The 16,927-nt window shown below is 62.1% G+C and carries 13 protein-coding genes; 1 reads left to right on the forward strand and 12 read right to left on the reverse strand.

All coding sequences use genetic code 11. From position 1 onward, the window contains the following. Positions 1-9 precede the first annotated feature (9 nt). The 8 genes from JL05_RS16960 to JL05_RS16995 form a co-directional block, all read right to left on the reverse strand. Positions 10-468 carry a (2Fe-2S)-binding protein gene (locus JL05_RS16960; protein WP_004940763.1) on the reverse strand — a complete coding sequence of 153 codons (459 nt, stop codon included), beginning with the start codon at positions 466-468 and terminating at the stop codon, positions 10-12. Then, the gene (locus JL05_RS16965) at positions 468-2,690 is read right to left on the reverse strand and encodes a xanthine dehydrogenase family protein molybdopterin-binding subunit (protein WP_033633111.1); all 2,223 of its coding nucleotides are present in this window, start codon (positions 2,688-2,690) and stop codon (positions 468-470) included. Before JL05_RS16965 ends, JL05_RS16960 begins: the two co-directional genes overlap by 1 nt. 201 nt (positions 2,691-2,891) lie before the next feature. After that, positions 2,892-3,716 (reverse strand): M55 family metallopeptidase, encoded by an 825-nt coding sequence (locus JL05_RS16970; protein ID WP_015377804.1) that lies wholly within the window; start codon positions 3,714-3,716, stop codon positions 2,892-2,894. 16 nt (positions 3,717-3,732) lie between these two features. After that, a complete protein-coding gene (locus JL05_RS16975; RefSeq protein WP_004940769.1) occupies positions 3,733-4,788 on the reverse strand; it encodes a P1 family peptidase in 1,056 nt (351 codons plus the stop codon). Positions 4,789-4,959: 171 nt separating this feature from the next. Then, positions 4,960-7,059 carry a peptidase domain-containing ABC transporter gene (locus JL05_RS16980; protein ID WP_033633112.1) on the reverse strand — a complete coding sequence of 700 codons (2,100 nt, stop codon included), beginning with the start codon at positions 7,057-7,059 and terminating at the stop codon, positions 4,960-4,962. Further along, a complete protein-coding gene (locus tag JL05_RS16985) occupies positions 7,052-8,326 on the reverse strand; it encodes an HlyD family secretion protein (RefSeq protein WP_033633113.1) in 1,275 nt (424 codons plus the stop codon). Before JL05_RS16985 ends, JL05_RS16980 begins: the two co-directional genes overlap by 8 nt. 261 nt (positions 8,327-8,587) lie before the next feature. After that, on the reverse strand, positions 8,588-8,824 hold the full coding sequence (locus JL05_RS25785; protein WP_238545859.1) for a hypothetical protein: 237 nt from the start codon (positions 8,822-8,824) through the stop codon (positions 8,588-8,590). A gap of 358 nt (positions 8,825-9,182) precedes the next feature. Further along, on the reverse strand, positions 9,183-9,926 hold the full coding sequence (locus JL05_RS16995; protein ID WP_033633114.1) for a sulfite exporter TauE/SafE family protein: 744 nt from the start codon (positions 9,924-9,926) through the stop codon (positions 9,183-9,185). Positions 9,927-10,033: 107 nt separating this feature from the next. Between JL05_RS16995 and JL05_RS17000 the strand changes: the two genes are divergently transcribed. After that, positions 10,034-10,915: a LysR family transcriptional regulator gene (locus JL05_RS17000; protein ID WP_033633115.1), complete on the forward strand. Its 882-nt coding sequence runs from the start codon at positions 10,034-10,036 to the stop codon at positions 10,913-10,915. Between the two features lie 6 nt (positions 10,916-10,921). Here the strand turns inward: JL05_RS17000 and JL05_RS17005 are convergent, their stop codons facing one another. The 4 genes from JL05_RS17005 to JL05_RS17020 form a co-directional block, all read right to left on the reverse strand. Further along, the gene (locus JL05_RS17005) at positions 10,922-14,494 is read right to left on the reverse strand and encodes a molybdopterin cofactor-binding domain-containing protein (protein WP_033633116.1); all 3,573 of its coding nucleotides are present in this window, start codon (positions 14,492-14,494) and stop codon (positions 10,922-10,924) included. After that, entirely contained in the window at positions 14,487-15,029 is a 543-nt protein-coding gene (locus tag JL05_RS17010; RefSeq protein WP_033633117.1) for a (2Fe-2S)-binding protein, read from the reverse strand. The genes JL05_RS17005 and JL05_RS17010 overlap by 8 nt, the downstream gene beginning before the upstream one ends. Before the next feature lie 85 nt (positions 15,030-15,114). Beyond that, positions 15,115-15,588 (reverse strand): MarR family winged helix-turn-helix transcriptional regulator, encoded by a 474-nt coding sequence (locus JL05_RS17015; RefSeq protein WP_004938613.1) that lies wholly within the window; start codon positions 15,586-15,588, stop codon positions 15,115-15,117. A 66-nt stretch (positions 15,589-15,654) separates the two neighbouring features. Beyond that, entirely contained in the window at positions 15,655-16,713 is a 1,059-nt protein-coding gene (locus JL05_RS17020; RefSeq protein ID WP_015377796.1) for a 2,5-dihydroxypyridine 5,6-dioxygenase, read from the reverse strand. Positions 16,714-16,927 lie beyond the last annotated feature (214 nt).

Here is a 16,927-nt window from a genome sequence, read left to right on the forward strand (position 1 = left end):
CATCTCTCCCTAACCCAACGCCTTGGCGGCCTGGTGGATGGCGGCGCGAATGCGCACATAGGTGGCGCAGCGGCAGACGTTGCCGCCCATCGCCGCGTCAATGTCCGCATCGCTCGGATCCTTGCTTTGCGCCAACAGCGCGCTGGCGCTCATGATCTGGCCGGACTGGCAGTAACCGCACTGCACCACGTCCAGATCAAGCCAGGCTTCCTGCACCGCCTTGCCTTCCGGTGTGGCGCCCACGGCTTCGATGGTGGTGATTTTCTTGCCGACGGCGGCGGAGACCGGCGTCATGCACGAACGCACCGGCACGCCGTCCAGATGCACGGTACAGGCGCCGCACATGGCGATGCCGCAGCCGAACTTGGTGCCGGTCAGGCCGGCTTCGTCACGCAGAAACCACAGCAGCGGCATGTGCGGATCGCCCTCAAAGGTCAGCGGCTGATCGTTTACAGTTAAATGAATCATCAGGTTCTCTCCTTGTCAGACGCCGGATTCGCAGTGGGATTATGCAGCGGCAGGCTCAGCGAGGTGCGGGGCCGCCCGAGCAGCGCCAGCGCATTGCCGACCGCCGGGGCGATGGTCGGCACCCCCAGCTCGCCCACGCCGGTCGGTTTCTCGGTCGAGGGCACGATGATCACCTCGATCTCCGGCATCTCATCGATGCGCAGCGGGCGGAAGTTATTGAAATTGGACTGTTCGACCACGCCGTCTTTCAGCGTGATATTGCCGTATAGCGCCATGCTGAGGCCGTAACCGATGCCGCCCTCGATCTGCGCGCGGATCACGTCGGGGTTCACCGCCACGCCGCAGTCCACCGCGCACCACACTTTATGCACTTTCGGGATGCCGCCCTCGCCGATCGACACCTCGGCCACCTGCGCCACATAGGTATCGAACGCCTTGGCGACGCCCACGCCGCGCGCGCGCCCGTCCACCACCTTGGCGCCCTGCCAGCCGGCGGCTTTGGCCACCGCCCGCAGCACGCCCGCCGCGCGCGGCGCATCGCCCATCAGCGCCAGCCGCCCTTCGACCGGATCCTGCCCGGTTTCCTGCAACAGCTGATCGATAAAGCTCTCCACCGCATGGCCGGTGTGGGTGCTGGCGACCGACCGCAGCGAGGTGGTCGGCACCTTGCCGGGCACGATGTGCGCATCGCAGCGGAAGGCTTCGAAGGTGTATGACACCTCGCTGGCGCCCTCGACCATCATTTGATCGAGCCCGTTGACCACCAGCGCATCCATCGCGCTGTGGCGCGTCCAGGAGTGGCCGACCACGGTATCGGTCCAGCCCACCACCTTGCCGCCGCGAATGGCGCCGCGCAGGCGGTGCAGGATCATCGGGCGATACCAGCCGTTGCGGATGTCGTCCTCGCGCGTCCACACCACCTTCACGCCGTAACCGGGGCCGATGCCCTTGGCCGCCGCCGCCATGTCGGCCGCCAGATCCGGCCCCAGCGTCGGGTTGCCTAAATCGATGCGCCGGCCGAAGCTGCCGCCCGCCAGAATGGTTTCAATCTGCACCTTGTCCGGCGGCAGCTCGAACAGATCGCACAGCTGCTTATGGTCAAGCGTCTGGATTTGGCAGCCGTAGCGCGCCTTAACGCTCTCGCCGTCCCAGAACAGATAGCCGCCCAGCGGCTCCATCGGCGCGTGGGCGACGTACGGGAAGGTGTATTCAGCCTCGATCACCTTGTCGGCCTTATCGAACACCTCGTCCGGCTTGCCGTGGCTCTTCGCCACCACGCCGGTTTTTTGCGCCACCTGGCGGAACTCGGCGTAGATTTCCTCGGTGTTGCGCCGTTCGGCCTGCGCATCGTCCCAGGTGACCCTCAGCCGTTCCCGCCCCTGGATCGCCGCCCAGGTGTTTTTGGCGTAAACCGCTACGCCGGTGGCAACCTGTTTCACCGCCACCACGCCCGGCACCGCCAGCGCCCGCTCGGCGTCGAAGGTCGCCACTTTGCCGCCGAAACGCGGCGGTTTCTTGATGGTGACGGTCAGCATGTCCGGCTCGTGGATATCCTGCGAGAACTGCGCGCTGCCGTTGGTTTTCGCCAGCGAATCGACGCGGTGCAAACCGCGCGTTTTGCCGATCAGGGTGAAATTGGCCGGATCCTTCAGCGTCAGGCTGGCGGGATCGGGCGGCGGCAACGTGGCGGCCAGCGCGGCGAACTCGCCAAAGCCCGCTTCGCGCCCGCTGGCGGCATGGCGGATCTTGCCCGCCTGCACGGTGATTTCCTGCGCCGAGGTTTTCCAGCTCTGCGCGGCGGCCTGCACCAGCAGCGCGCGCGCCATGGCGCCCATGCGCCGCATTTGCTCATAGGCATTGGCCACCGAGCTGGAACCGCCGGTCCCCTGGAATCCGAAGGCCAGGTTTTTGTAGATATTGGTGTCCACCGGCGCGGCCACGACCCGCACCTGCGCCCAATCGGCATCGAGCTCTTCGGCAACCAGCGTCGCCATGCCGGTATAGACCCCCTGGCCCACTTCGGTGTGTTTACTGATGACGGTGACGACGCCGTCGGCGCCGATCTGAACGAAGGCGTTGGCGTCTAACGCCGCCGTGCCGGAGACGGCCGGGGCGTTCGAGCGCGCCAGCGCGCCGGTGGACGGCAGATAGGCGCCGATCACCAACGCCCCGGCGCCGACGATAAACCGCCGCCGCGAAAGCGGAACTTGGGATATGCTCATTGCTCATGACTCCAAAAAAACCGAAGGCGTCACTGCCTTCGGCGAAACAACTCTTGTTATGGGAATGGCTTGCCGCGCCGATCAGGTGACATAGCGCAACAGAGCAATAATTAGCGTAGCCTATTATTCAGCAGGCCTAATCTTGATAAGGGATTTTCTGTTGGAGAATCGTGCGGTGCGGGCGGGAACCCGCACCGGGGGTCAGCTCTGCGTCGTCGCCAGAGAGGAAAAGACGCTGAGCAGGCGGATTTGCGCCGCCATGTTGTCGCTGTCGAAGGCCACGGTGAGCGCGTCCTGGCGCTGCACGCCGGGCACCAGGCTGAACAGATCCGCTAGCACCGGTTTGGCCGCCATCAACGTCAGCCGGTAAGGTGGCATGAAGCGGCGCTCCACCGGCAGTCTGGCGCCCTGGCGCACCTGCTGCATCGCCCGCTCGCGGATCTCCGCCCGCGCCCGCTGAGGGCTGAGCGATTCAGCGGCGGTTTGCGAGATGGCGCGTTTCACGCAAACATAGCCAGATTGCGGATAACGCTCAGCGATCCAACGTTGCAGCTCGTCGTCACCGCTCACCAGCCACAGCGGGACGTTCAACTCGGCCGCCGCCGCCGCATACAGATCGCTTTCGCCTACCACCTCGCCGTTCAGGCTGACGCGGTAAAAGGCCCGGCCATTGATGGTATGCGCCAGCACGCCGCGTTCGCCGGCGGCGCTGTGATAACCGATACACATCAGGCCGTCGTAACGTTGATGCTGCAGCCCTTCCACCATCGATAGCCCGCGCGGTTTGCCCTGCACCAGGCGCGCCCGCGCATCGATGCGATCGGCGCGCAGGTTCTGCATCATCGCGTGGCTGTCGGCCACCGTCACCTCGGTGGCGCCGCCGGCAAAAGCGCCGTCGATGGCGGCGTTGACCTCCTGCTCCATCAGCTCGCGCGCCGCCGCATAGTCAGCATGGGCCGGGTTGCACTGCTCCGGCCGCATCACGCCGGCGATACCCTCGATATCCGCAGAGATAAAGACTTTCACATCACACTCCCGTTATTTAATTTTCCGCCAGCCGATCGAGCAGCGGGCCCAACGCCATACGATCGTGCTGCTGGAAACCGCTGACGCCTTCGGCGCTGAGCAAGGCATCCAGCACCGCGTATTCGGTGGCGTCCGCGGCCGCCGCAAACAGCGGCTCCAGCCGTTCGTCCGGCAACGTCGCCCCCAGCAACCGGGTGGAAAACGCCAGCGCGATATCGCCGGAGCCGTGCCCCCAATGGCTGCCCACCCGCCCCAAACCAGCGCCCGCGCGGCGGGCGATGCGGTTCAGCTGGCGGCTGTCCAGCGCCCGATCGCAGGCGATGATGATAATGACCGAACCGGCGTCTACCTGCGGCGGCGGATCCGCCAACAGTTTGCCCAGCGCCTGGCCAACGCGCACGCCGCTCAGCGTCAACGAGTCGAGGGTGCCGAAGTTGGCCAGCACCAGCACGCCGAGCGTGGTGCCAAGCCCTGGGCAATAGCGTGAGGCAGTGCCGATGCCCCCTTTCAAGCCGAAGCTGCTCATGCCGCGCCCGGCACCGACGCTGCCGCGCGCAAAGCGGGTGGAATGGTTATCCAGCGCGCTGAAGACGTGCTCCTCACGCACCGCCATCGCCTGAATATCGTTGAGGTAACCGTCGTTGCACTCCAGCACCAGCGGGTTAATGGTGGCGCTGCCGCGGCCGATCTGCGGGTAACGCAGACAGCTGCGCCGCACCATGGCGTTGAACAGCGTGCCGACGGCGAAGGTGTTGCTCAGCAGGATCGGCGTTTGCAGCACCCCCAGCTCGTTCAGCTGCACCAACCCCAGCGGCTTGGCGAAGCCGTTGAGCACCGCGCTGCCGCACGGCAGCGGCTGGTTAAACAGATCGCCCGGCGGCACGATGGCGGTAACGCCGGTCTGGCATTCGCCGTCGGCCAGCGTGTGATGCCCGACGCTGACGCCCGGCACGTCGCACAGGGTGTCGGTCGGGCCGGCCGGATAGCGCGCGCCCGGCAGGCGGCGATGGCGCCGCCAATAGCTCAGCAGATTGTCGAGGCTTTGTTGTTCAAACGCCTGGCTGTCTGTCATGGTTCCCTCATCCGCCGTCAGCCCATCAGAAAACCAGAATATCGCGCAATGCGCCGCGCCGTAAATTGAAAGCCGAAGCGAGCAGCAAAAATAGCCTTGCCCCATCGCCATTTATTGGTTTTTTGGGGGGGAAACAGTGTAAATGGCCGGTGCCGCGGGTGATATCCCCCCTTATCCCAAATGTATAACCCGATCTGCCGACGCAATGGTCGTTTCACGGTGGGCAATGATCAGCTTAGTGATATTGAGTCTCTTGATGGCCTGATTCACCACAGCTTCGCTCTCCTTATCCAGCGCGCTGGTGGCCTCATCCAGAAACAAAATAGCCGGTTTTTTGTAGATTGCCCGGGCTATGAATAGCCGTTGTTTTTGCCCGCCGGACAATCCTTCCCCCAACTCGCCAATCAGTGTTTCATATCCCATAGGCATGCGTAAAATCACGTCATGCAGATAGCTGGCACGGGCACAGGCTTGCATCCAGGCATCGTCCACCTCGTCCGCAAACCCGCAAATATTTTCCCGGATCGAGCCGGAGAACAGTTTGTCGTCCTGCATCACGCAGGCAATCATTTTGTGGTAGTTGTTGATGCCGAGCTGGCGGATATCGACACCGTTCACCTCAACCCGCCCTGAATCCGGGGTAAACAGTCCGCACAACACCTTCATCAACGTGGTTTTGCCGGCGCCGGACGGGCCCACGATGGCCACGCTTTCGCCCGGCGCAACGCTGATGTCCAGGCCATCAAAGATAGCCGATGACTGACTGTCGTAACGATAGCTCAGGGCATGGGTCGTCAATCCCAAAGGTTGCAGCCCCGCCGTGTAAGGGTGATCGGGTTTACGCGCCTCCCGCGGATGCAGGGCGATATCGGCAATGCGCTCGTTATGCAGGCTCATCATGCGCAGCTGCAGCAAAAATTCCGTCAGCGACCCGATGCGGTCGGAGAACTGGCCCCGAAAGGCGCCGAACGCCACGAACATGCCGAGGGTCATCTGGTTATCGATCACCAGGCTGGTTCCCAGCCACAGAATGACGATCTGGTCGCACGCCGCTATGAAGGTGTTGATCCCGCCAAACAGCATGTCCATCCTGGTGACGCGGATACCCGTGTTGATGGTGTCGATTTCAAGGTTTAGCCAGTGAGCGATGCGGCGTTCTGCCATGCCCTGCATCTTGACGGTAGCGATACCGTACAGCGTTTCCATAAAATACGAGCCGGCCCGCGCCTCTCTCACCAGCGCCTCCTCGGACAGCTGACGGTAATATCCATAGGTCAGCAGCCGCATCAACACATAAAGCGCAGTGAAAGTGAGCACTACCCAGGTCAGCCAGCCGCCATACAGCACCATCATCACCAACACACCGATCACCATGATGCCGTCCATGATGGCGCCGACGATACTGGTGGTGAAAGTGCTGCGCAGCGTATCCAGTGAACCGAAGCGTGATTGAATGTCACCCAGCTTACGCCGTTCAAAGTAACCGAGTGGCAGGCACAGCAGATGGGTGAACAACCCGGACTGCCACTGCACGTTGATAAGCGTCGCCATGACCAATCCTGACCATGCCCGCACCATGCCGATGGCAGCCCGCAACAAGATAAACAGCATCAATCCGGCGCAGATGAGCGACAGTAACCCGCGATCTCCGGCGGGAATGGCGTGATCCATCACCAGCTGCGTGCCGATGGGCATCACCAGGTTGATGGTTTCGAATACCAGAGACAGGCAAAAGATTTTGCCGAGCGCCCCCTTGAGGCCATGCACGCTGCCGATCAACGTGCGAAGATGAATGCGATGGCGGACGCTGTCGGCGGTGAACTCGCTGCCGGGCCAGGCCTCAAGCGCTACGCCGGTGAAACTGTGCGACAGTTCCGTCAGGCTGACGGCCCGGCGCCCGCGCGCCGGATCGTGCAGCACCGCGCGGTGGCCTTTGACGCTGACCAGCACCACGAAATGGTTGAATTCCCAGTGCAGAATGCAGGGCAGTTTTAGCGCACCGAGTTCGTCCAGATCCAGAGACAGAGGACGGGTGCTCAACCTCAATTGCTCGGCGATACCGGTCAGTCCAGCCAATGTGGCACCGCGGGATGACAGATTGAACTGCCGGCGCAGCGCGATCAGGTCGATGTTTTTGCCGTAATAACCGCAGATCATCGCCAGACAGGCCAGCCCGCATTCCGACGACTCGGTCTGGTGCATCATCGGAACCCGGTGGCGCAGCCGCAGATCCAGTTGGCTGACCCGCTGTTTGAATGTGCTCCTACTCATTGACCGGCCCCGTCGCACTGTGCTTCATGTCGTAGAACGGCGACAGCATCCATTGATACATCTTCCTTTTTTCCAGAAACAGAGTGCTTTGCGCTTTCATGCCGTTTTCCAGGCTCAGACGTTTGCCATCGTAAGCAATGGATTGTTTTTCCGGGATAACAATCACCTTGTAGTAAGGCACGGCGGCGGTCAGCGCCGTTTTGGGCGCCCCCTGGTAGGTCAGCATTTCCTGCGGTGAAGCCGGGGCTTTGGAGATGACGGACACGGTGCCGGCGAACTGGCCGAACTTCTCCGCCGGAAAGGCGTCATAGCGCACATTGACCTTATCGCCTGCGGCAATGTAGGGGATGGCGTCGTTGGGCACCCACAGTACCAGGGCATAGCGATCGATGTTTTGCGGAATAATCTGCAGCAGACTGTCGCCAATGTTGACCATCTGGCCAACCGTGACGCTCAGCGAATCGATGCGGCCGCCGGCCAGCGCGCGAACGATAATATCGCCAGTGGCATCGATGTTTTGCCGCTCCTTTTGCAGCTCATAGCGCTGCAGCTCCATCTGGTAGATCTGGTTGTCGAATTCGGCAGCCTGGATATGGATCTGGCTCTCCAGCGCGGTGATCTGCAACGCATTCTGTTCGTTCTGGCCGGACAGGCCCAGCAGGTTGTTCTGCTGCTGGTAATACAGCGCCACCTGATTGGTGAGCTGATCCTTATTGATCAGCCCCTTGGTCTGATAGTGCCGGTAGTTCTCCATGTTTTCCTTCATGATGCGTATCCCTTCCTGGGCGCGTTTGAGGATATCGGTGGAGCGGGTGAATGCAGCGGTGTATTGCGCCTTCTGTTGTTCCAGCATGATAAGCGTGGCCTGCTTGCTGCTTTCCAGTCGGTTAATGATTTGCGCAATGCGCGCCAGCTGGCCATCGATATCCCGCCGTTGGTTGTCGCTGAGCACACCGCTACGGGTACTCTTGCTGACGTCGATCTGGTAAATGGGGGCACCAACGGCAATCACCTGCCCTTCGGTGACAAATTGTTTGACCACTACCCCTTGAACCGTGGAGTAAACGTTCGCGGCGCGGGGATAGGTGCTGATCTCACCGGTCACGTTGACCCGCCGGGTATAGGTGCCGGCGATGGTGAAGGTGAGAAAAGCAATGAGAAAAAACAGGCACAGCCCCGCCGTGAACCAAAAGGGAATGCCGGGAAGGAGGAGCGCCCGGCCACGCCATTTCATTTTCTGATTATCGATCGCTTCCTGGCGAAACATGATCAGCGTCCCTTATTGATAGCTAACATTCAAATTCACAGGCTATTGTATTGATAATAAAACAAGCAGAAGATCAGTTAATTTTGGTGAGAGGATATGAAACTATTAAAATAAACACCTTTAAATCTTCTGAGTGATCCTAGCACCAATAAATTTTCATGAACGTATTTTTCACCCAATGGCAGTATCATATCCAGAGAAAAATCAGAGAGATCCAGTTCGACAAGTCTTTTTATTTTTTAAATCCTACAGTATCTACTTCTAACTCATTTTCATCGTGGTAAAATAGACTATCGTCATAACAATAACAAAAATAGAACAGAACAATAAATCACCTGAAAAATTTCTCAATGAATCCAAATAATCATTGCTGTTCTTATTTAATTTTTTAATGGCATCGCTTTCGTTATCAGCCTCTACTTCGATATGATGCTTTCTGAACCCCTTCTGCTTCATGTCTTTAATTATTTCTCGTGTAACCACTTCCTTTCTTAGCACTTTTTATTCATCACTCTTTATAAAAACAACATATCTATTCATCATATACCCCATCTCCGCTATCAGACGATCTTTTTCCACTCCCATCGCGATCCTGCCATCCACCCGACACCGCATCGAATTGGCTGCTTAAAATTTCCTTCATAAATACTCTCCTATGGGTTTGCTGGTTTTACAGCCATTAAAAATAGCTGTAGTGGAAAAATCAAAACACACTAATAAAAATCCATAACCATCCTGTATTTCATGAAAAAAAACCAATAAGAAAAGTGTGTTCTAAACATTGCAACCCATCATATTAAAATAAAACCCAGAATAATATACCGAACCTAATTACACGCAGATGCTATCGATTCAATTAATTGAATCGCCAAATAATCTCAACGCCCAGGATTAATAACCCAATAAAGAAAAGGCGGCGAAACAGCTGCGGGCGACAATGACGGCGCACCCTCTCCCCCAGCCACATGCCGGCCAACGCCGGCAACAGCGACAGCAAGGAAACGCCGAGCAACGAGCCGGGCAGCGCCTGATGCCAGGCCAACCCTGCGGCCAGCGCCAGCGTCGAGACGGTGAACGACAGCCCCAGCGCCTGCACCAGCTCATCGCGCGCCAGGCCTAACGCATTCAGGTAAGGCACCGCCGGAATGACGAACACCCCGGTGGCGCCGGTCAGCGTACCGGTCACCAGGCCGCACAGCGGCCCCAGCCAAGGCTCTGCCTCGGCGGAAATGCGCCAGTCGAAACGGGTGAATCCCAACAGGGCATAGCCGATCAGACACATGCCCAGCGCCAGCGGCGCCAGGCCGCCGTCGCCAGCAGTGAGCGCTCCGGCGCTCAACAATGTGCCCAGCGTGACGCACAGCATCATCGGCCAGAGCCGCCGCCACAGCGCACACAGCGTCGGCCCGCACAGCAGTTGCCACAGGTTGGTGATCAGCGAGGGCAACAGCAGCAGCGCGGCGGCCTGCCCCGGCGGCATCATCAGACTGAGCAACCCCATCGACACCGTCGGCAACCCCAGACCGATCGCCCCTTTGACCGTGCCGGCCAGCGTAAAAATGCCCGTAAGGGCGACAATTTCGAGTAACGTCAGCGACATGCGTCTATCCTTATGGCGAATCAACGGCTCGATTGTGGCCAGCGCCGCGCCGCGGCACAATGCGGCAATGACAGAGCCTGCCTGCGGCAAAGACAGAGGGAAAACGCATGCATTTTGACTTTATCGATCTGCGGCTGTTGGCGGCGGTGCTCGAGACCGGCAGCATCACCGCCGGCGCCGAGCGCGTCGGGCTGTCGCTGGCCGCCGCCAGCGCCCGCATGCGCGGGCTGGAGCAACAGGCCGGCGTAGCGCTGCTGACGCGCAATCCGCGCGGCGTCCAGGCGACGCCCGCCGGTGAGCGCCTGTTGCATCACGCGCGAGTGCTATTGCAGCAGCGCGACCGGCTGCGCGGTGATATGGCCGAGTTCGCGCCGGGCCAGCGCAGCCAGCTGCGCATCGTCGCCAATACCGTCGCCGCCGACGCCTTTTTGCCGGAGCTGTTGGCGGATTTTCTGATGCTGCACCCGCACACCGATATCGCGCTGGAAGAGCTGCCCAGCCCGGCCATCGCGCAGACGATCGCCGAACGAGCGGCGGATATCGGCATCGTCGCGGACCACGCCGATCTGCGCGGGCTGACAAGTTACCCTTTTCGCCAGGATCGTCTGGTGCTGGCGCTGCCGCCGGGGCATGCGCTCAGCGGCCGCCGGCAGGTCAGCTTTGCGGACGCGCTGCCTTTTGATTTCATCGGCCTGCCGGAAGAGAGCGCGCTGCAACAACATCTTGAGCAATTGGCGATACGCAGCGGCGGCCCGATGCGATTGCGGGCGCGTGCCGCTCATTTCGACGCCATCTGCCGCATGGTGCTGCGCGGCGCCGGGCTGGCGGTGGTGCCGGAAGAGAGCGCACAACGCCAGCCGGAAATTCGGCACAGCGCACTGCCGCTGACGGACGATTGGGCGACCCGGCGCCTGTCGATCGCGGTGCGTGACCCGGCGCAGTTGCCGCTGCCGGCGCAGCGGCTGGTGGCGTTCCTGCGCCATGCCTGAGGCGGCTCAGTGCGTGCCCGGCTCTGCGCGCAACCGCGCAACCTGCGCCTCCACGTCGCGCCAGGCCGGTTTGTCGCCGGCATAGCGTTGGCGTAAATAATTCACCAGCGCCGTTACCTGCCGATCGGAAAAACTGTCCTTAAAGCCCGGCATAAAGCCCAATTCGGCGGTGGCCGGTTTGGGGATACCTTGCAGGATCACCTTGATCAGGTTATCGGGGCGATCGCTGAAGATGTTGGTGTTATTGGCCAGATCCGGGCTGACGCCGAACAGCTGCGGCCCGCCGGCGGCGGCGCTGTGGCAGGCCTGGCAAGCGCCCTGAAACAACCGCTCACCGGCAAGTTGCCCCACCGCCGGCAATGCGCGAGCCGCCAACTGCGCCTGCGGTTCCACGTTCAGCGTCGACTTGGCGCTCAGCGACATCACATAATTGGCCATCGCCCGCAGATCGCTCTGCGGCAACGTCGCCAGCTCGCTCACCACCGGCCCCATCGGCCCGGCCGCCACGCCGTGCTCGGCGGAATGCCCGCTGCGGAAATACTGAAACAGCTGTTCCTCGGTCCAGGGTTTTTCCGCGTTGGCCAATTGATTCAGCGCCGGCGCTTCCCACCCGTCCACCATCCCCCCCGCCAGGAAAGCCGCGCCGCCCTTTTCCGCCCCCAGCAGGTTGCGCGGCGAATGGCAGGCGGCGCAATGGCCAAGCCCGTTGACCAGATAAGCGCCGCGGTTCCATTGCGCGCTTTGTTGCGGATCGGGTTGATATTCCCCCTGGCGCAGGAACTGCGCGTTCCAGCCGGCCATCAGCGGCCGCAGGTTAAACGGGAAACGCATCTGATTGGCCGGGTTGCTCTGGCGCACCGCCGGTTGCGACATCAGATAAGCGTACAGCGCCTGCATGTCGCCGTCGGTCATTTTGCTGAAGGCGGTGTAAGGAAATGCCGGATAGAGGTGGCGGCCGTCGCGGGCGATACCCTGGCGCATCGCCCGATCGAACGCAGTAAACGACCAGTTGCCGATGCCGGTTGCCACGTCCGGGGTAATATTGGTGCTGTAGAGCGTGCCGAACGGCGTCGCCATCGCCAGCCCACCGGCGTTGGTCGCCCCTTCCGATGCGGTATGGCAAACCGCGCAGTCTCCGGCGGCGGCCAGCTGACGGCCGCGCTCCAGCGTGGCGGCCGACCAGGTGCCGGCGCCGGGCGTCGCCACCGGCGCGATCTCCGCCCGCCACGGCAAGGCGCTGCCGGCGATGCCCAGCACGGCGCCGAACAGCCCCGCCGCGCCGCCGAACCACCATTTGCCGCGCTTCTTTTTCTTGGGCGGCGCGGCCTGCCGTTCGGCATCCGGCCCGTTCAGCGCCTCACGCAGCTTGTCCGAGGTGATCGGCAGCTCGCGAAAACGAATGCCGGTGGCGTCGAACACCGCGTTGGCGATGGCCGCCGCGCTGGGCACCGACGCCGACTCCCCGGCGCCCAGCGGCGGATCGTAAGGGCGCGGCATCATCACCACGTCCACCTCCGGCACCTCCGGGAAGGTCAGGATCGGGTAGGCCCCCCATTCTTTGGCTGAGACCGTCGATTCCTCAAAGGTCACGCGCTCTTTCAATACCCGGCTGGTCGATTGCAATACATTGCCGTGAATTTGGTGGCGCACGCCGTCCGGGTTAACCATCATGCCCGCGTCGTGGCCGACCACGATGCGCGTCACCGCCACTTCGCCGCTGGCTTTGTCGATCGCCACGTCGGCCACCCAGGCGGCCCAGGCAGCGCCAAAGCCGGGAAACTTGCTGTGGATGTAACGGGCATAGGCAAAGCCGCGCCCGCGCAGCACGCCGTCTTCCGCCGGGGTCTGCATCGGTTCGGTATGCGGCGTCCAGCCGGCGCGTTCTGCGGTGCTGCGCATCAGTTCACTGGCGCGTTCATCATTGATGTAGCGCAGCCGATACTCCAGCGGATCGACGCCGGCGGCGTGGGCCAGCTCATCGATATAAGACTCGTGGGCGAAGGTGTTGGGCAAGGCGGAAACGCCGCGCATCCAGGAGGCACGCACGATCGGCGCCATGTCCTCGATGCTGACGCGCAGCGACGGATACTCATAAGGCGGCACCGAAGTGCGATCGCCCATTTCATAGGCCACCGGCAGCGGCTCGACCCGGCCGGTCAGCAGCAGCGCCAGCGTCGGCGCGCCGTTGGAAGGATAATAGGTGCGAAAATCGTAGGCGACCGGGTGCCCGGCGGCGTCCAGCCCGCCGTCCACCTCCATCAGTTGCGCCGTGCCCTTCGGTTCCCACACATGTTCTTGCTCGCGGGTCAGCTGCACCCGCACCGGCCTGCCCACCGCGCGCGACAGCAGCGCCGCGTCGGCGCAGACGTCATCGGCGCAATTGCGGCCATAGCAGCCGGCCGCTTCCATGCGAACGATCTCGATCTGCGCTTCCGGGTACTCCAGCAGCCAGGCCAGATCGGCGCGCAGCAGGTGCGGGTTCTGGCTGCCTGACCAGACCTGCAGACGTTCCGGCCGGTAGTCCGCCAGCGCGCAGGAAGGGCCAATCGAGGCATGAAGCTGATACGGCCACAGGTAGCTGCGGGTGAAACGCCTGTCGGCCGCCGCCAGCGCCGCGTCCACGTCGCCGGTATCGTGCACCACCCGGGTCGAATGCGGGTTGTCGCGCAGCGCCTGCGCCACGTCGGTCATCTGCGGCAAATTGCGCCGCCAGTCTTTCCAACTGACCTGCAGCGCCTGCGCCGCCTTGACCGCCTGCTCTTCGCGCTCGGCGACAATGCCGATGAAATCGCCGATCACCACCAGTTTGACGATGCCGGGAATATGCGCGATCGAGGTTTCATCCACCGCCAGCAGGCTGGTGCCGACAAATTCGCCGCTGTCGTAACCGGCATAGGGCGGCCGCACTACCCGGCCGTGCAGCATATTCGGCAACCGCATATCGTGTACGTAAGTGGTTTCGCCGGTCGCCTTGGCCGGAATATCGACGCGCGCGGCGCTGGTGCCCACCAGGCGATACTCCGCCTGCGGTTTCAGCGGCGCGTCGCCGGAAATCGACAGCTCGACATGACCGCCGGCCACCAATTCGGCGTAGCTGAGCGCCTGCCCCTGCGGGCTGCGGATCACGCCCTCCTCCAGCGTCAGCTGTTCCACCGGCGCATCGAAGCGCTGCGCCGCCTGGCGCAACAGCCAACGGCGCGCTTCGGCGGCGGCGTTGCGCAGCGGCACGGCGGAGATCTGCAGCGTGGCGCTGGCGATGGTGGCGCCCTGATTCGGCGCGCGCTCGGTATCACCCAACACCATCTGCACCTGATCCATGCGCAGGTACAGCTCTTCGGCGACGATCTGCCCGAGCGCGGTGCGCACGCCGGTGCCGAGATCGACATGGCCGTTAAAGGCATAGATTTCACCGCTGCCGCACAGGGCGATAAACAGCCCTTGCTCCTTGGGCTTCAGCACCGGCGTTTGCCCCTTGGGCACCAGCCCCGGCGGCGGTTGCACGCTGTCGACGATCAGCAGCACGCCGTCGCGCTGCAGCAATTCGGCCTGGCTCGGCGATGGGGTACGGGAATCAGTCATGATCGTGGGCGTCCCCATCGCGGCAGAGAATGATGGCGCGCTGAACCGCACGCAAGATTTCAAGATGGGTGCCGCAGCGGCACAGATTGCCGGACAGCGCCTGACGGATCTCCGCCTCACTCGGGGCGGGATTGCGATCCAACAGGGCTTTGGTGGTCATGATCATGCCATTGAGACAGTAGCCGCATTGCGCCGCCTGCTCTTCAATAAAGGCGCGCTGCACCGGATGCGGGCGCTGGCGAGTGCCGAGACCTTCCAGGGTCACGATCGCCCGGCCGGACACGCCGAGGGCCGGGATCACGCAGGAGCGCGCCGCCACGCCGTCGATCAGCACGGTGCACGCGCCGCATTCGCCCAGGCCGCAGCCGTATTTTGGGCCGTTGAGCGCCAGATCGTTGCGCAGTACCAGCAAGAGCGGCGTATCCGCCATCACCTGCGCATGAAGCTGTTCGCCGTTCACCGACAGCATCAGCGGATGCTCCGTCAGCGTGGTTTTCGCGCCTTCCCTGGGCGATTGCACTTCAGATATCGCCATTGTCTGCGTCTCCGCCTGCACTTGATGGTCTTATGGGCTGGCCTCTCGCCACCGACCACCAGGCAACCGACGTTGCGCGGGCGAATCAGCCGGTGGCAGGGTCTTCCAGCATTTTATTCAGCAGGAATATCAGCGCTATCCGTTCGGCCGGGTTCAGCGTGCCGAACGTCAATTCTGTGATTTTCGCCGCCTGCGGCACCGTTTCCGCCAGCAGCGCGCCGCCGGCGTCGGTCAGGCCGACCACCACCTTGCGCCGATCCACCGGATCCGGCGTCACCGTGATCAGATCGCGCGCCTTCAGCCGCTCGACGATGCCGCGGATGGTGGCTTGATCCACCGCCGTCACCTGCACCAGCTCGGTCAGCGAGCTCGGCCCCATATCGCGCACCGCGCACAGGGTGATGAACTGCACCGCCGTCAGCTGCGAATCGCCGACGTTTTGCTGGAAAATCGCCACGTGGCGCTGATAAACCTTGCGCAGCAGGTGCCCGACTTGCTCGGTAAAATGATAATTTTCGGGTTGGCCGCTCACGGCTGACGGGTATTCGGGGGGCGTCATTGCGTTACTCTCACCATCTATGGAATCCACGAGAATAGTACAAACCCCCGCCGTTGGCAGCAACGATTACGCCCGGCGCACGCGCGACGCCTCCGGCGCCACCACTTCCCCGTCCGCCACCACCGTTTGCCCATCGAGACGAATGTCGCAGCGGCGCAGCGCGATGTCCATATGGCAAGGCGTTTTGCGCGTGCCGCCCACTTCGGTATTCGGCCCGGTGGAGAACAGGAAGTTGCCATAGAACGCGCGCGCGTCCATGCACATGCCGTCGTTCTTGTCGTGCAGGCCCATCGCCGTCCACTGGGCGCGAGGCTGCAGGCCCCAGCCGATGTGCGAGATGCCGTACACTTCCGGATCGTCGAAGTATTTCATGTATTCGCGCAGGTATTCCGCCTCAAAACCGCCGTGAATGCGGGTGACGAACCCTTGTTCGATCTCCAGCGTGATGCGTTCGCGCGCATAGCTTTTGAACGGCAGCAAGATATCGCCAACCTCCAGCACCAACACGCCCTCCGCCTGCTCCTCATTCGGCCAGGTGAACAGGAAACCGCTCGGCCAGTGATCCCAGCGCCCCGGCTCATCGGCATAGCCGTACTCGGTCACCGTCGGGTATTGCCCGAGCGGCGCGCGGAAATCGCTGCCGGCGGCGGAGGTCACCTGCATCAGCTTCGCCTGCTCCAGCACGGCGGCGGCGGCCAGCACCCGCGCTTTGTCCTCCGCGTTGGGCAACATGCGCGCCAGCACCTCCGGCGGCTCCACCGCCAGCAGGATGCGGGTGCCGGTTTTCAGGATCTGTTCCTGCTCCGGCGAATGCAGCAGCATCATGGTATCGACGATCAGGTCGGCGGCCTCCAGCGCACGCTGCGCCGCCAGGTTGCCGGTCAGCGCGGTATCGCCGCAATAGGCGGTCATGTCGTTGCCCATCGCCCGCGGATGGTTGAACGCCGGCAGTTCGACGGCATACACCCTGGCGCCCAGCCGCAGCGCCGCGTCGGTCGCGGCGCGCACCGTGCGCGCATCGGAATAATGGCTTTTCAAAATCGCCACGCTCTGCGAAGCATCGACCTTCGACAGCGTAAGCACCTGCTCGAACAGCTGTACCAACTGGGTTTCATTGACCGCCATGGCCTGTCTCCTGTCACGTCAAGGGTATCCGACGCCCGCAAGGCGGCGGTTATATTTCAAACAATTTAAAGTGAACACACTCATTTTATCTAAGTCAAAAAAGGAAGAGAAAGCAAGCCACAGATGGCCATCATAAGAAAGTCCTATTTCATGCCTTATCAATCCTGTGATTAACATGAGCTTAACAGTAACGCGCTGTCAATTAGCGTGAGCA

Source organism: Serratia nematodiphila DZ0503SBS1, from assembly GCF_000738675.1.
GTDB classification, from domain to species: domain Bacteria; phylum Pseudomonadota; class Gammaproteobacteria; order Enterobacterales; family Enterobacteriaceae; genus Serratia; species Serratia nematodiphila.